This is a genomic window from Geodermatophilus sp. SYSU D00691, assembly GCF_054050275.1.
In genome coordinates this window covers 45,609-60,897 of the sequence record NZ_JBJGYZ010000024.1, presented here as the reverse complement: position 1 = coordinate 60,897, position 15,289 = coordinate 45,609, and the positions used below count along the sequence as shown (strand labels likewise).

Below are 15,289 nucleotides of genomic sequence, written 5' to 3'. Positions count from 1 at the left end.
ACGCGTTCACCCGGCAGAGGTGCCGGTAGAAGGGAGCACCCATGAGGAGCACGTCCCGGCGGAGGGTCGCTGCAGCCGCGCTGGCCGGAGTCGCCGTGCTGGCAGCCGGTTGCCGCGGCGGCGACAGCGGCGGTGGCGGAGGGGGCGGCGAGGGTGGCGACGTCGCCACCGACGTCGGCGTCACCAGCGAACCGTGTCCCGACGCGGTCAACGAGGACAACGGTTGCATCTACCTCGGCACCCTGTCCGACCTCACCGTCGGCCCGTTCGCACCGGCCGGCCCCCTGATCGTCGAGGGGCAGGTGGCGTTCTGGAACCGGGTCAACGAGGACGGCGGCATCGGTGGCTACGACATCAACGTCACCGAGTACGTCCGCGACAACCAGTACAACCCGCAGGTGACCAACCAGGTCTACCAGGAGATCAAGCCCGACGTCCTCGCCCTGGCGCAGAGCCTCGGCTCGCCGCCCACCGCCGCGATCGTCGACGACCTCGACGCCGAGGACATCGTCGCCGCCCCGGCCGGCTGGACCTCGCTCTACCTCTTCCAGGACGTGATCGTCGAGAGCGGCGCCACGTACTGCGCCGAGGCGATGAACGGCGTCGACTACGCCGTGGAGAACGGCGACGTCCAGTCGGTGATGGCGGTGCACTACGCCGGGGACTACGGCGGCGACGCCGCGGCCGGCGCCAAGGTCGCCGCCGACGCCAACGGGCTCGAGTTCATCGACCTGGAGACGACTGCCGGCCCCGACAACCAGGCCGCCGCCATCGCCGCGATCCTGGAGCAGCAGCCCGACCTGGTGATCATCTCGGCCGGCGCGGCCGACACGGCCACGGTTGTGGGCCAGGCCGTCGCGGGCGGGTACCAGGGCCAGTTCATGGGGTCCTCCCCGACCTGGAACCCGGCGATCCTGCAGTCGCCGGCCGCACCGGCGTTCCAGGCCTCGTTCATGCACATGGGGCCGTGGGGGCCGTGGGACGCCGAGACCGACGCCCACGCCGCGGCGAAGGAGGCGCTCGGTGACGTCGAGCCGAACGAGTACTACCTGTCCGGCTGGTTCTGGTCCTACCCGCTCAAGGCCGCGCTCGAGGCGGCGGCCGAGAACGGCGACCTGACCCGCGCGGGTCTGCGCGAGGCTGCCGAGGGCCTCGAGGAGGTCGACTTCGAGGGCGTCCTGCCCGAGGGGTCGGGCAACTACGCGGGTGGCCCGAACGAGGCGGCGTCGCGGGCCACGTACATCAGCGCGATCGACCCGAACGCGAGCACGGGTCTGGCCCCGGTGGCCGAGGCGTACACCGGTCCCACGGCCGAGGACTACGAGTTCACCGGTCCCTGCTACGAGGAGGTCGACCTGGGCTAGGTCCGCAGCCCTGACCGACCGAGCGGCCGGCTCCCGTCGAGGGGGCCGGCCGCTCGCCGTTCCGGCCAGGCAGCGACGCTGTGCGCGAACTGGCAGCCGGAGCGCCAGGGACTGCCAGTCCGCGCGCACGGTCGCGGCCCGTGTGCGGGAACCTGCTACCCAGCACGCCGGGAGGTTGGAGCACACTCGGGGCAGGGCTGGTCTGACGTGGACGTCGACGAACGAGGAGGAGCACGTGCGAGATGCGGTCATCTGCGAGCCGCTGCGGACCCCGGTGGGGGGTTTCGGCGGATCGCTGCGGGACGTGCCGGTGCAGGACCTGGCGTCCACGGTCATCAAGGCGCTGATGGAGCGCACCGGCCTGCCGCCGGAGTCGGTCGACGACGTGCTGCTGGGCAACTGCTACCCGACGATGGAGTCGCCCGCGCTGGGCCGCATCGCCGCCCTGGACGCCGGGCTGCCGGTCACCGCCACCGGCCTGCAGATCGACCGCCGCTGCGGCTCGGGCCTGCAGGCGGTGCTCTACGCCGCGATGCAGGTGCAGAGCGGGGTCTCCGAGGTCGTCCTGGCCGGTGGCGCGGAGTCGATGAGCAACGCGCCGTTCTACTCGGTCGGGATGCGCTGGGGCGTCAAGGCCGGCCCGGGCGTGCTGCTGCAGGACGGCCTGTTCCGCGGCCGGGTGACCGCGGGCGGCAGGAACCACCCGGTGCCCGGCGGGATGATCGAGACCGCCGAGAACCTCCGGCGTGACTACAAGATCTCCCGCGAGGAGCAGGACGAGTTCGCGGTCCGCTCGCACCAGCGGGCGGCCGCGGCCACCGCGGAGGGCCGGTTCGCCGACGAGATCGTCCCGGTGACCATCTCGGGCCGGAAGGGCGACACGGTCGTCGAGCGCGACGAGCACATCCGCCCGGACTCGGACGTCGAGACGCTGGCCAAGCTGCGCCCGATCATGGGCAAGGACGACCCCGAGGCCACCGTCACCGCCGGCAACGCCAGCGGTCAGAACGACGGCGCCGCGGTCTGCGTCGTCACCTCGCCCGAGAAGGCCGCCGAGCTGGGCCTGCGCCCGCTGGCCCGGCTGGTCTCGTGGGGCGTCGGCGGCGTGCCGCCCAAGACCATGGGCATCGGCCCGGTGCCGGCGACGGCCAAGGCGCTCGAGCTGGCCGGCCTCAAGCTGTCGGACGTCGACCTCATCGAGCTCAACGAGGCCTTCGCCTCCCAGGTGCTCGCGGTGACCCGTGAGTGGGGCTTCACCGAGTCCGACTTCGACCGGATGAACGTCAACGGCTCCGGCATCTCCCTCGGCCACCCGGTGGGCGCCACCGGCGGCCGCATCCTGGCCACGCTCACCCGCGAGATGGACCGGCGCGGGGCCCGCTACGGCCTGGAGACCATGTGCATCGGCGGCGGGCAGGGCCTGGCCGCGGTCTTCGAGCGGGTGGCGGCATGAGCGCGTCGACCCAGCGGGTCGCGATCGTCACCGGCGGCGCCCGCGGCATCGGCGCCGCGACGGCCCGGCGGCTGGCCGCCGACGGGTTCGCCGTCGCCGTCCTCGACCTCAAGGAGGACGACGCCCGCGACACCGTGTCGGCGATCGGGGCCGCCGGCGGCCGGGCGCTGGCCGTCGGCGCCGACGTCGGCGACGCCGAGCAGGTGCAGGCCGCGGTCGAGCGGATCGCCGCCGAGCTCGGCCCGCCGGTCGTCCTGGTGAACAACGCCGGGGTGACCAAGGACAACCTGCTGTTCAAGATGAGCGACGACGACTGGGACGTCGTCATGCACGTGCACCTGCGCGGCTCGTTCCTCATGACGCGGGCGACGCAGAAGTACATGACCGAGGCGAAGTGGGGCCGGATCGTCAACCTGTCGAGCACCTCGGCGCTCGGCAACCGCGGCCAGGCCAACTACTCGACGGCCAAGGCCGGCCTGCAGGGCTTCACCAAGACCCTCGCCATCGAGCTCGGCAAGTTCGGCGTCACCGCCAACGCGATCGCACCGGGCTTCATCGCCACCGACATGACCAAGGCGACCGCCGCCCGCATCGGCCGCGACTGGGACGAGTACGTCGCCGAGCGCGCCGCCGCGATCCCGGTGGCCCGCGCCGGGCAGCCGGAGGACATCGCGCACACCGTCTCGTTCCTCGTGAGCGAGGGCGCGGGCTTCGTCTCCGGCCAGGTCATCTACGTCGCCGGCGGCCCCAAGGCCTGACGCTGAGGCCCGGGGGCACCGGCGCTGCGCGGACGTCACGATGAGCCGCCTGACCGCCCGTCGAGCCACGTCACGACCCGGCTCGACGGGCGCCCGCGCGGCTTGACCTACTGCGCGGCGGAGCGCGGTGGGGGTGGCGGCGTCTCTCCTCCGCTCTCGGCGCCGGGAGCGGAAGTTCTGCGGCCTCCCGGTCCGTCCGTCATGATCACGGCGAGCGGACCGGGAGGGAGGCGGGGTGAACCTCGAGAAGGTCGTCTTCGGCTTCTTCGTGGTGCTCGCCGCCACGCTGAACTTCGGGTTCTTCATCGGTGACATCTCCGACCCCGACCTGCACAACCCGTACGAGCTGTTCGCGGCGGTGATCGTCAACCTCATCGCCACCGTGCTGAAGTTCGGCGACCGCACGCAGATCGGGGCGGTGCACCTGGCCACCAGCCTGGTCGCCGACCTCCAGCTGATCGGCGCGGCGCTGATGTACGGCTACGCGGTCTACGTCTCCTCGGCCGGGCTCACCGAGTCCTGGACGGCCAGCGTCGTCTCGCTCTCCGGCGGCGCGCTGCTGGCCAACATCGTCTCGGTGGTGCTGCTGGTCGTCGAGACGGTGTCGTTCCACCGGAGCTGATCGGAGACCGCCGTGGGCAACCCCCTGCTCACCTTCTGGACGCGGCTGTTCGGCCCCGACCAGGACGAGCGGCGGGTGCGCCGTGCCCCGGTCCGGGCCGCCGCCGCGTCGGCCGCGCGGGCGTCGGAGGCGGTCTTCCTCGTGATGCGGCGGATGCGCGCGCCGCTGATCGTGCTCATCGTCATCTTCGCCGTCAGCGTGCTCGGGCTGACGTTGATCCCGGGCGTCGACCCCGAGGGCCGGCCCTGGCGGATGGGCTTCTTCGACGCCTTCTACGTCATGAGCTACACGGCGACGACGATCGGGTTCGGCGAGATCCCGTACCCGTTTACCTACAACCAGCGGATGTGGGTCACCGTCTCTATCTACCTGACGGTGGTCGGCTGGGCGTACGCGATCGGCTCGCTGCTCGCGCTGCTGCAGGACCGGTCGTTCCGGCAGGCGCTGGCCCTGCAGCACTTCAGCCGCAAGGTCAGCCGGCTCGGCGAGCCGTTCGTGCTCGTCGCCGGGTACGGCCGCGCCGGCGAGCTGCTCGGCCACGCCCTGGACCGGCTGGGCCGGCGGTTCGTCGTCCTCGACGCGTCGGCCGAGCGGATCGAGGGCGTCGAGCTCGACGCCTTCCACGGCGACGTGCCGGGCCTGGCCGCCGACGCGCGCGACCCCGGCATCCTCGCCGTCGCCGGGCTGCGGCACCCGCGGTGCGAGGCCGTGGTGGCGCTCACCGACGACGAGGAGGTCAACCTCTCCGTCGTCCAGGCTGCCGCGCTGCTGCGCCCCGACCTGCCGGTGGTCGCCCGGGCCACCTCGCAGACCATGCAGGACCGGATGGAGGCGTTCGGCACCCCGAGCGTGGTCAACCCCTTCGACCGGTTCGGCGACCACCTGCGCCTGGCGCTGCGCTCGCCGGCCGGCTACCAGCTGCTGACCTGGCTGGAGAGCGGCCCCGGCGCGGCGCTCCCGCCGCGCGGCCGGCCGCCGCGCGACGGCCGCTGGGTGGTCTGCGGCTACGGCCGCCTCGGCCGGGAGATCACCGAGGACCTGCGCGCCGAGGGGATCGAGGTCACCGTCGTGGAGCCGCACCCCGACCCGGCACAGGGCCCGGACGACGGCATCGTGGTGGGGGACGGCGTGGAGCCGGAGGTGCTGGCCCGGACGCGGCTGGCCGACGCCGTCGGGTTCGTCGCCGGCACCGACAACGACACCACCAACCTGTCGCTGGTCGCCGCCGCCCGCCGGGTGAACCGGTCGCTGTTCGTGGCCGCCCGCCAGAACCGGCCGGCGAGCGCGCCGCTGTTCGGCGCGATGCGCATCGACGCGCTGCTCGTGCCCACCGAGGTGATCGCGCACGAGGTGTACGCCCAGCTGTCCACCCCGCTGCTGTGGCGGTTCCTGCGGGAGATGCCCGCGCTGGGGGAGGAGTGGGCGGCCGCCATCGTCGAGCGGCTGCGCGAGCTGTGCGGGCTGCGGCTGCAGGCGCTGTGGAAGATCCGGGTCAACCACCAGGAGGCGCCCGCCCTGCACGCGCGGGTGGCCGAGGGCGGCGTGACCCTGGGCGAGCTGCTGCGCGACCCCGAGACGCGGGAGGACCCGTTGCACGCCGTCGCGCTGCTGGTGCTGCGCGGCGACGAGGCCCACCTGGCCCCGGACGCCGACTTCGTACTCGCCCGCGACGACGAGGTCCTGCTCGCCGGCCGCCCCAGTGCCCGCCGCTCGCTGTCGACGATCCTCGTCGTCGACGCCGTCCTCGAGTACGTCGTCACCGGCCGGCGGGTGCCGTCCGGCTGGATCTGGCGCAAGCTCTCCCGGACCCCCGAGCGGGAACCCGAGCCCGCCGGTCAGGTGCGCTCGGGGTAGCGCGCCCGCACGAGCAGGAAGGCGCCGAACGCGGCGATCCCGACCGCGACCAGCGTGAGCAGGGCGGCGCCGAACGGCGCGTCGAGGATGGCGCGCAACGCGCCGTCGAGCCCCTGCGCCTTGGACGGGTCGAAGGTGATCGCCGCGTAGAGCAGCAGCCCGCCGACGACGGCCAGCGCGACGCCCTTGGCCGGGTAGCCGGCCTGGCCGAGCCGGGTGACCAGGCGGACCGCCTTCGGCGGCGCCTCCACCAGGTCGATCTCCTTGAGGAACGACTTCTTCACGCCCTTGACCACGTGGTGCACGCCGATGCCGACGAGCACCAGCGCCACGATGCCGACGAGCCAGCGGCCGGCGGGCCAGCCGAAGACACCGGCGGTGGTCTGCTGCTGGCTCTGCGAGCTGGACTGCCCGTTGCCGGTGGCGAACTTGATCGTGAGCACCGCCAGCGCGGCGTACACCGCGGCCTTGGCCAGCGACTTGGCCGACTTCCAGACCGCCTTCTTGCGCAGCTGCCCGGACGCCGACCAGCCGCTGCGCCAGCGCAGCACCTCCATCGCCTGCCAGGCGGCGAGCGCGACCAGGCCGACCGCGATGACCCACAGCAGCGGCTTGCCCACCGGCGACTCGGCCAGGGTGGACAGCGCGCCGGACTGGTCGGCCGACTCGCCCCCGCCGCCGCCCCACGCCAGCTGCAGGGCCAGCCAGGCGACCAGCAGGTGGACCACGCCGTAGGCCAGCAGGCCCACGCGGGCGAGGTGCTCCAGGCCGTCGCTCGCGTCGAGGCGTCCGGCGGTGCTCGTGGCCGTGCCCTGTGCGCTCATCCCGAGATCCTCTCCGGCACCCGCCCTCGGCTGGACGGCACGCCGGCGGGCCATTACCCGTGACCGGGCGTGTCATGCACGGGGCCCGGCGGGTCGCCCGGTCGGGTGGGGGACACTGGGCGGCGTGGCGAGCGCAGCACCCGGCATCCTGACCGCGCAGGCGGACCCCGACGTCGCGAAGCGGGCGTGGCCGCGCTGGGGAGCGCTCGGCCTGGCGATGCTGGCCGTCGCCGCCGTCGGGTTGTTCTGGCCGGTGACCGGCGGGCGCGTGCTGCTCGGCGCCGTCGGGCTGTTCCTCGTCGCCCGCGGGGTGGTGGTGCTGCGCGCCGGCGCGCTCGAGGGCCCCGCTCGCCGGGTGGGGACGGCGGCCGCCGTCCTGGGCGCCGCGGCGGTCGCGGTCGCCGCGGTCTCCGCCACCGCGACCGGCTGGGTGCTGCTGGCCGCCGTCCCGGTGGTGCTCGTCGGCGGCGCGCTCGGCCTGGTCGGCCGGGGTGGCACGGCCCGCCGCGGCGGCTGGGCGCTGCTGGTCTGGGCGGTGCTGGTCACCGGCCTGCTCGCGGTCACGGGTGCGGCGCAGGGCTGGGCCCGCGCCGCCGAGGTCGGCACCGTGGTGTCGGCCGTCGCCGTCGCCGTCCTCGCGGTCCCCGTGCTCGTCGGGGCGGCCGGGCTGCGCGCCGCCGCGGCCCGTCCGGCACCGCGCCCCGCGCCCGCCGGGGCCGGCTGCGCGGGCTGCGCCTGCGGCGCCGGCGGCTGTGGCGCCCTCGGCTGACGGTCTCAGTCCGACCGGTCGCCGGCCACGGTCCACAGCACCACCCCGCCGGCGCACACGCCGAGGGCGTGCACGGTCCCGTCCGGCGCCAGCGCGAGCGCCTCGGACGACCGCACGCCCGCGCCGCACAGCTCCGCGGTGGCGGTGACCGACCCGTCCGCGGGGTCGACCCGGGAGAGCGTCGTCCCCGGGCCGAGCACCCACACCCCGCGGTCGTCGACCGCGATCGCCACCGGGAGCTCGCCGGTCCCGCCGAGGTCGCGCAGGCGGTCGTCGCCCGGTCCGAGGACGGCGAGCCGGTCCGGCGCACCGCTCGGCGCGAGCCCGGCGTGGACCGTTCCGTCGTCGCCGACCGCCAGGCCGTGCAAGCCGGTGTGCGAGGTGCCGTCGCCCAGCGGCACCGGGGGTTCCACGGCACCGGTGCCGCGGTCGACCCGGACGAGCACGGTCACCGTCTCCTCGGCACCGTCGAGGCCGTACAGGTGGACGGCGGCGACCAGGTGCCGGCCGTCCGGGCTGACCACCAGCCGCTCGGGCTCGACGTGGCCCGCGCGCCCGGGCAGCCCGTCCAGCTCCAGGACCGCCGAGCCCAGCAGCGCCCCGGTCGCCGGGTCCACGGTGTGCAGCACCGGCGGCGCCGGGGAGCCCGCCGTCCACAGCACGACCAGCGTGCCGTCGGGGGCGAACGCGGCGACGGTGCCGCCCTGGTCCGGGGGGACGGCGTCGACCGGTCGGTGCTCCAGCAGGGCCCCCGTCGCCGGGGCGACCACCCACACGCCGAACACCCACGGCGCCGAGGGGTCGGTGTGCCCCCGGCCGGCGAGCAGCACGACGTCCCCGTCGACCCGCGCGGCGTCGACCGCCAGGTCGAGGACCTGCGCCTCCGACCGCGGTCCGACGTCGCCGCTCGCCCCGTCCACCAGCGTCAGCCAGTCCGCCACCCCGGCCTCGCCGAGGGAGCGGACCAGCACGTCGCCGTCCGCGGTGGGCACGACGTCGGCCGGCGTGAGCAGGTAGGGGGCCTCGATCCCGACGCTCGCGGGCGTGCCCAGCCGGTCCGGGGAGCCGACGGAGGAGGTGGTGCAGGCCGACAGCGCGAGCGTCGCCGCGGCGGCCAGCAGGAGGGGGCGGGCGATCACCGCGGGGCCTCCTCGGGTGCCAGCACCCACAGGTGCGCGGCGCCGTCGCACACCGCGGCGGCGTACACGGTGCCGCCCGGGCCGGCCGCGAGGACCACGGGGGCCTCGGACTCCCCGGGGCACAGTTGCGCCGACCCCGTCACCGCACCGTCGGCCGCGTCGACCCGGAGCAGCTCGCCGTCCCGGTCGAGCACCCACAGCTCGGTGCCGCTGACGGCCACCGCGTCGGCGTCCCCGTCGAACTCCTCCAGCGTCCGGGTGGTGTCCCGGCCGCCGGGGCGGGTGACCAGGACGTCGGTCAGGTCGTCGCCGTCCTCGCGGGTCACCGCGACGTGCACGGTGCCGTCGTCGGCGACCGCCGGGGGCCGGGCCAGCGACAGCTCGTGCCCGGTCCCGAGCGCCTGCGCCTCCGCCTGCCGGAGGTCGGCGTCGATCGGCACCACGAGGGGCACCTGCTCCGCGCGCTCGCGGTCGGAACCCACCAGCTCGACGGCGAGCCAGCGGCCGGTCGGGCTGACGGCGAGGGACCGGGGGAAGACGTACGGCAGCTCGGCGGCCCACCGGCCGAGGTCCAGCTCGACGGAGCCGGTCGCCGCACCGGTGGCGGGGTCCACCGCGACGACCGTCGGCCCCTCCGGCGCGTAGCCGTCCAGGACGACGTACAGCGTGCCGTCGGGCGAGAAGACCGCCGCCGACTCGCTCCAGCCCGGCCCCACGGCGTCGACCACCCGCTGCTCGAGCACCCGGCCGGCGCCGTCGACCACCAGGACGACGAAGGCGTCGGGGGAGGGGTCGCCCGGCAGCCAGCCGGCGACCAGGAAGGTGTCGCCGTCGGCGGTGGCGGCCGCGGGCAGGAAGCCGTCGAGCCGGACCTCGACCTGGTCGGCGCGGGGCGAGCCGGCCGGCACCACGGTGAGCAGGGCGCCGTCGCCGGACTCGTCGGTGGTGAGCAGCACCGCGTCGCCGTCGGCGGTGAACCCGAACGACCGCGGGGCCACCCCGGCGAAGCCGTCGGGCTGGTCGAGCCGCACGCCGGCGGGCACGTCGCGGTCGATGCCGCCGGCGCACGCCGCCAGCACCAGCAGCGCGACGGCCAGGAGGACGGCGGGCAGGGAACGGGTGCGCACGTCAGCCCACCGCCCAGACGACGCCGCTGCCGCTGCAGTCGCCCCCGAGGTAGACGGTCCCGCCGACGCGGGCCGGGGCCAGCGTCCGCACCTCGCCGTCGGCGCACAGGGGTAGCTCGGCGAGCGCCTCGCCCGCGGCGACGTCGACCACGCTCAGCACCAGCCCGCCGTCCACCTGGGCCGGCAGGTATGCCCGCCCGTCGGTGCCGACCACGACGTCGCCGGTGTATCCGCCCGTCTCGGCGCCCGCGTCGAGCTCGACGACGTCCTCGAGGACGTCGGCGGCGACGGCGACCAGCCGCAGCCGCTGCGCGTCCCCGGTGCCCACCTCGACGGTGACCAGCACCCGCCCGTCGGGGAGGACGGCCAGCGAGCGGGCGCTGCCGTCCTCCCCGTCGGGAGTGAGGCCCACCGGCTCGCCGCGGCGGGTCAGGGCCGCGTCGAACTCGGCGGCGACGGCCGAGCCGCCGATGTCGAAGACCGCCACCAGGCCGCCGCCCGGGACGACCACCAGGCCGCGCGTCTCCACCGGCTCACCGGTCAGCAGGTCGACCGGCGCGCGGGCGGTGACGGTGCCGGTCGTGGGGTCGGCGGCGACCAGGGTCACGTCGCCGTCGCGGTCCTCGACGAGCACGTGCAGGGTGGCGCCGTCGGGGGAGAAGGCGGTGTACACCCGGCGGGCGTCGGGCCCTAGGTCGACGGTCACGGGCTCGGTGGTGCCGCCGTCCTCGTCGACGGTGACCACCCGCAGGCGCAGCGGGTCGCCCGGGTGCGGGATGCCGACCAGGACGACGGTGCCGTCGTCGGCGGTGTGCGCGGCGTGCGGCTGCCCCACCGAGGGGACCGTGCGCTCCTCCACCACGTCGATCACGTCCTCGCCGCCGCCGTCGGACAGCGGGCCGACGTCGACCAGCGCCGGGCTCCCCTCGGGCGCGTCGTCGGGCGTGACCACCGCGTGGGTGCCCGAGCCGCGGTCGGGGGCCAGCGCCGAGGGACCGTCCTCGACCGGGACGACCGCCAGCACCTCGGCGGGGCCCCCGGCGCCGACCGGGTCGGCGCCGCTCGCCGTCCCCCGGACCTCGACCGAGCAGCCGGCCAGCACGAGCAGGGCGGCGGGGAGCAGGACGGGCAGCGGGCGGCGCATCGGGCGTTCCTCGGGTCGGTGGGGTGGTCGGGTCCAGCCTCCGGACGGCGCTTGCGCCGCACCTGCGCCGCGCTAGGGCCGGGCCAGCACCCAGAGGTAGGCGTCCTCGTCCTCGCACACGCCGGTCAGCCAGACCGCGCCGTCGGCGCCCGCCAGGACGTTGCCGCCCTCGTTGTCGAAGGGGTCGTCGCACAGGGCCTGCGCGCCCTCCAGCACGCCGCTCGCGGCGTCGTACCGGGACAGCTGCACCTCGGCGCCGACCACCCAGAGCGTGCCGCCGGCGACCGCCAGGTCGTTGACCCCACCGCGGAGGGAGGCGAGCGGCCGGGCGTCGGCCGCACCGGGGGCGACGGCCACCAGCGCGGTCGAGTGCTCGGCCTGCGTGTCCCGGGCGGTGGCGTAGACCGTGCCGTCGTCGGCCACGGCGACCCCGCCGGTGCCCGGCGCGTCCCAGACGGAGGGGAGGGCGACCGGCGGGCCCAGCGGCGCCAGGTCGGCGCCCACCCGGACGAGGACGGTCGTGTCCGGTGCGATCTCGCCGTCGCTCACCGCGGCCACCACGGTCGACCCGTCCGGGCTCACCGCGATCTCGTCGGGGAAGAAGTCGCCGGGCACGCCGGGGTCGACCGGCGTGGCGGCCCGCACGGCGCCGGTGGCCGGGTCGACGGCGAGCAGCTCGGGCACCGAGCCGGGCCGCTCGTACAGGACGTAGAGCGTGGCGCCGTCGGGCGAGAACGCCGCTCGCGTCGCGGGCAGGCCCTCGGGCACGGCCGGGATGCGCCGGAACTCCTCGACCACGCGGCTCTCCGTGCCGACGACGGCGATGCCGTAGCGGAACGGCGTGGGCCCCTCCTGCGTCCAGGTGACCAGCAGCAGCCGGTCGCCCTCCTCGGCCACGGCGTCGGCCTCGAGCAGGTCGCCGCGCACCGGGTCGGTCTCCTGCCGCACCTCGCCGGTGCGCGGGTCGGCCTGCACGACGCCCAGCCCCAGCCAGCCGAGGACGACGAGCAGGTCGCCGTCGGCGGTGAGGGACAGCTGCTCGGGCCGCGGCTCCGGAGAGGGGGCGGGCAGCTCGGTGCGGGAGACGACGTCGAGGCCGACGCCCTCGGGCTCGGCGGCGGCAGCGGTCAGCAGCGAGAGGGGCACCAGCAGCAGGGCGCCCAGCAGCACGCGCATTCCGCGCAGGAGGGGGGCGGGCATCGGTCGTGTCCTCGGTCGGGGGATGTCGGCACCAGCCTCCGCGGCCGGCTTGCGCCTGGCCTGCACCGGACTTGAGCGGCCGTCCGGTCCCGTTCCGATTCGCCCGCGGCGGGTAGGGCAGGGGCGTGCACGGCCACGTCTTCGTCGTCGGGGCGGACCTGACCCGGCTCGCCTGCGACGACGTGCTCGTCCCCACCGACCGCCGGCTGCGGGTGGCACCCGGCTTCCGCGAGCTGCTGCCCGACCACCTGGTCACCGCGGAGGGCCGCGACGGCGCCTGCCTCGGGCTGTCCTGGTCGGGGGAGGAGCGGGTGCTCGAGGTGCCCGCCGGCGGCGCGCGCCGGGTCTGGCTGGTCGACACCGTCGACGACGGCGGGCGGGGTCTGCCCTGGCTGCTCGACGGCGCCCGCGAGGCCCTCGCCGCGGTGGCCCGGCGCGAGGTGGGCGAGCCGGTGCACGGGCGGGCGCGCCGGCTGGTGGGGCTGCCCGCGTTGGGCACCGGCTGGGGCGGCGCCGCCGGCGAGCGCGGCACGCTGCTGCGCGAGCTGCTGCCGGTGCTGCGGGAGGCGGCGCGGGAGCACGGCTTCGACGTCGCGCTGGTGCTCAAGGGGCCGAGCGACCTGGCGGCGGCCCAGCGGGTGCGCCGCGGCGAGCCCGACGGCTGGGACCTGCCCGACGGGCTGCGGTCGCTCGCCGAGCGGCTGGGCGAGGACGCCCGGCTCGGCCGGCTGGCGGTGTTCGTGGGGGCCGGGGTCAGCGCCGCGGCCGGGCTGCCCACGTGGGAGCAGCTGCTCGGCGAGCTCGCCGAGCGGTCGGGGCTGGACGAGGAGCTGCGCGCGGGGATCGGCCGGCTGCCGCCCCAGGACGCCGCCGCGCTGCTGGCGCGCGAGCTCGGCCGCGACGCGCTGGAGGCGTTCGTCAAGGAGCGGTTCGGGCCGGGCTGCTACGCGCTGGCGCACGCGCTGATCGCCGACCTGCCGGTGCAGGAGTTCGTCACCACCAACTACGACCCGCTGGTCGAGCTGGCCGCGCAGGGCATCGGCCGCACGCTCACCGTGCTGCCCTACGACGAGGCGGTGCCCGGCTCGCCGTGGCTGCTCAAGCTGCACGGCGACGCCGCCCACCCGCAGAGCGTCGTCCTGACCCGCGAGGAGTACCTGCAGCTCGGCGACGCGCGGGCGGCGCTGGCCGGCGTGCTGCACGCGCTGCTGCTCACCCGGCACGTGCTGTTCGTGGGCACCTCGATGCTCGACGACGACCTGATCCGCATCGCCCACCAGGTGCGCAGCGCGCTGGACGTCGACGGCGTCCGCAGCCGGCGGCGCAGCGGCACCGTGCTGGCGTTGCGCGAGGACCGGGCGCGGGCCCGGCTCTGGGAGCGCGACGTCGACACCGTGGCCATGTCCTCGACCGGGACGCCGGCGGCCGAGGCGGCGCGGCGGCTCGAGGTGCTGCTCGACCTGATCTGCTGCCTGTCCACCCCGCCGACCGGCTACCTGCTCGACCCGGCCTACCGGGGGCTGCTCAGCGAGGAGGAGACGGCGCTGGCGGAGTCGCTGCGGGCGGTGGCCGAGCACTTGCCGGACGGCGGCGACCGGTCCTGGGCCGGCGAGGAGGTGGCGGCGCTGCTGCGGCGGCTGGGCGGCGGCAGCTCGGCCGCGCACGGCGACACCGCCCCGGCCGACGAGGCCACCCGGCCGCACGACGACCGCAGGCAGGAGCAGCGTCCCGGCTGACGGCCCACGGTTGCCGCCCCGGTCCCCAGGGAAGGGCCGGGCCATGGCGTTCGACGGTGCGAAGCTGCTGACCAGGGGCTACGGGTGGCTGCCCGACCAGCGGCGGGCCCGTGCCCGGCGGACGGTGCGCACCCGGCTGGCCGGGCTGCGCGCGGTCGGCCTGGAGGGTCCGGACGCCGCCCGCTTCTTCTACGACGAGGACCACGTGCGCCGCGCGCACGCGATCCCCGAGCCGGTCCAGGCGACGCTGTTCGGCAAGGGGGCGGTGCACACCCTCGACGGCTACGAGCACCGGGTGCGCAAGGCGATGTTCGTGGCCCTGCTGCTGGGCGACGGCACCGGCCCGCTCGTGCAGCGCACCACCGCCGCCTGGGACGACGCGGTGCGCGCGTGGGCGCAGCGCCGGTCGATCGTGCTGTTCGAGGAGTCGGCGAAGGTGCTCACCGGGGCGGTGTGCCGCTGGGCCGGCGTCCCGCTGGACGACGACGAGGTGCCCGCCGTGGCCCGGGACCTGCAGGCCCTGGTCGACGGCTTCGCCACCGGCGGGCCGCGGCACTGGCGCGCCCGCCGGGCGCGCGGCCGGCGCGAGCGGTGGCTGGCGCAGCTGGTCGAGGACCACCGGGCGCAGCGGACGACGGAGGTCCCGGTCGGCTCGGCGGTCGACGTCGTGGCGCACCACCGCGACGCCGACGGGGAGCTGCTGGAGCCCCGGATCGCCGCGGTCGAGCTGCTCAACGTGATCCGGCCGACGGTGGCCGTCTCGTGGTTCGTCGCCTTCTCCGCGCACGCCCTGGTCCGCTGGCCGGGGAACCGGGAGCGGCTGGCCTCCGGCGACCCGGCGTTCGCCGAGGCGTTCGCGCACGAGGTGCGCCGGTTCTACCCGTTCGCGCCGTTCATCGGCGGCCGCGCCCCGCACGCGGTCGAGTGGGACGGTCAGCGGATCCCGGCCAACGCCGTGGTGCTGCTGGACCTGTACGGGCAGAACCACGACCCCGAGGTGTGGGGCGACCCGTACGCCTTCCGGCCCGAGCGGTTCCTCGGTCGCGACATCGGCGCGTTCGAGCTGGTGCCGCAGGGTGCCGGCGACCCGCGGTCAGGCCACCGCTGCCCCGGAGAGCAGATCACCGTGGCGCTGCTGTCGGCGCTGGCCGTGCGGCTGGCGCAGCTGCGCTTCGACGTCCCCCGGCAGGACCTGTCGATCTCGCTGCGCCGGATCCCGGCGAAGCCGGCCAGCGGCGTCGTCCTGCAGGTGCACGGCACGGACTGACCGGGGGCCCGGGCCGGGGCCGAGAGCGGCCG

At 76.1% G+C, this 15,289-nt stretch carries 13 protein-coding genes; 8 read left to right on the top strand and 5 right to left on the bottom strand.

Going from position 1 to position 15,289, the window contains the following annotated elements:
* The first annotated feature begins 41 nt into the window (after positions 1–41).
* The 5 genes from ACI797_RS17540 to ACI797_RS17520 all read left to right on the top strand — a co-directional run bounded on the left by ACI797_RS17540 (position 42) and on the right by ACI797_RS17520 (position 6,051).
* Positions 42–1,364 (top strand): ABC transporter substrate-binding protein, encoded by a 1,323-nt coding sequence (locus ACI797_RS17540; protein ID WP_456860030.1) that lies wholly within the window; start codon positions 42–44, stop codon positions 1,362–1,364.
* Between the two features lie 235 nt (positions 1,365–1,599).
* Positions 1,600–2,817, top strand: a complete 1,218-nt coding sequence (locus ACI797_RS17535) for an acetyl-CoA C-acetyltransferase (RefSeq protein WP_456860029.1) — start codon at positions 1,600–1,602, stop codon at positions 2,815–2,817.
* Positions 2,814–3,575, top strand: a complete 762-nt coding sequence (gene fabG / locus ACI797_RS17530) for a 3-oxoacyl-ACP reductase FabG (protein ID WP_456860028.1) — start codon at positions 2,814–2,816, stop codon at positions 3,573–3,575. Before ACI797_RS17535 ends, fabG begins: the two co-directional genes overlap by 4 nt.
* A 235-nt stretch (positions 3,576–3,810) precedes the next feature.
* Positions 3,811–4,197: a DUF6394 family protein gene (locus tag ACI797_RS17525; RefSeq protein WP_456860027.1), complete on the top strand. Its 387-nt coding sequence runs from the start codon at positions 3,811–3,813 to the stop codon at positions 4,195–4,197.
* A 12-nt stretch (positions 4,198–4,209) separates the two neighbouring features.
* Positions 4,210–6,051: a potassium channel family protein gene (locus ACI797_RS17520; protein ID WP_456860026.1), complete on the top strand. Its 1,842-nt coding sequence runs from the start codon at positions 4,210–4,212 to the stop codon at positions 6,049–6,051.
* Here the strand turns inward: ACI797_RS17520 and ACI797_RS17515 are convergent.
* Positions 6,033–6,875, bottom strand: coding sequence for a DUF1206 domain-containing protein (locus tag ACI797_RS17515; RefSeq protein WP_456860025.1), 843 nt, complete (start codon positions 6,873–6,875; stop codon positions 6,033–6,035). The two genes, ACI797_RS17520 and ACI797_RS17515, sit on opposite strands and share 19 nt — an antisense overlap.
* A gap of 124 nt (positions 6,876–6,999) precedes the next feature.
* Here ACI797_RS17515 and ACI797_RS17510 point away from each other — a divergent pair, with 124 nt between their 5' ends.
* Positions 7,000–7,644 carry a hypothetical protein gene (locus ACI797_RS17510; RefSeq protein WP_456860024.1) on the top strand — a complete coding sequence of 215 codons (645 nt, stop codon included), beginning with the start codon at positions 7,000–7,002 and terminating at the stop codon, positions 7,642–7,644.
* A 5-nt stretch (positions 7,645–7,649) separates the two neighbouring features.
* Here the strand turns inward: ACI797_RS17510 and ACI797_RS17505 are convergent, their stop codons facing one another.
* The 4 genes from ACI797_RS17505 to ACI797_RS17490 form a co-directional block, all read right to left on the bottom strand.
* Positions 7,650–8,783: a hypothetical protein gene (locus ACI797_RS17505; RefSeq protein ID WP_456860023.1), complete on the bottom strand. Its 1,134-nt coding sequence runs from the start codon at positions 8,781–8,783 to the stop codon at positions 7,650–7,652.
* Positions 8,780–9,910 (bottom strand): hypothetical protein, encoded by a 1,131-nt coding sequence (locus ACI797_RS17500; protein ID WP_456860022.1) that lies wholly within the window; start codon positions 9,908–9,910, stop codon positions 8,780–8,782. The genes ACI797_RS17505 and ACI797_RS17500 overlap by 4 nt, the downstream gene beginning before the upstream one ends.
* A 1-nt stretch (position 9,911) precedes the next feature.
* Positions 9,912–11,054, bottom strand: a complete 1,143-nt coding sequence (locus ACI797_RS17495) for a hypothetical protein (protein ID WP_456860021.1) — start codon at positions 11,052–11,054, stop codon at positions 9,912–9,914.
* Positions 11,055–11,126: 72 nt separating this feature from the next.
* The gene (locus ACI797_RS17490) at positions 11,127–12,254 is read right to left on the bottom strand and encodes a hypothetical protein (protein WP_456860020.1); all 1,128 of its coding nucleotides are present in this window, start codon (positions 12,252–12,254) and stop codon (positions 11,127–11,129) included.
* A 125-nt stretch (positions 12,255–12,379) separates the two neighbouring features.
* On the opposite strand from ACI797_RS17490, the gene ACI797_RS17485 reads away from it, so the two are divergent.
* Both ACI797_RS17485 and ACI797_RS17480 read left to right on the top strand, forming a co-directional pair.
* Positions 12,380–13,990 carry an SIR2 family protein gene (locus tag ACI797_RS17485; protein ID WP_456860019.1) on the top strand — a complete coding sequence of 537 codons (1,611 nt, stop codon included), beginning with the start codon at positions 12,380–12,382 and terminating at the stop codon, positions 13,988–13,990.
* A gap of 43 nt (positions 13,991–14,033) precedes the next feature.
* Positions 14,034–15,257, top strand: a complete 1,224-nt coding sequence (locus ACI797_RS17480; RefSeq protein WP_456860018.1) for a cytochrome P450 — start codon at positions 14,034–14,036, stop codon at positions 15,255–15,257.
* Positions 15,258–15,289 lie beyond the last annotated feature (32 nt).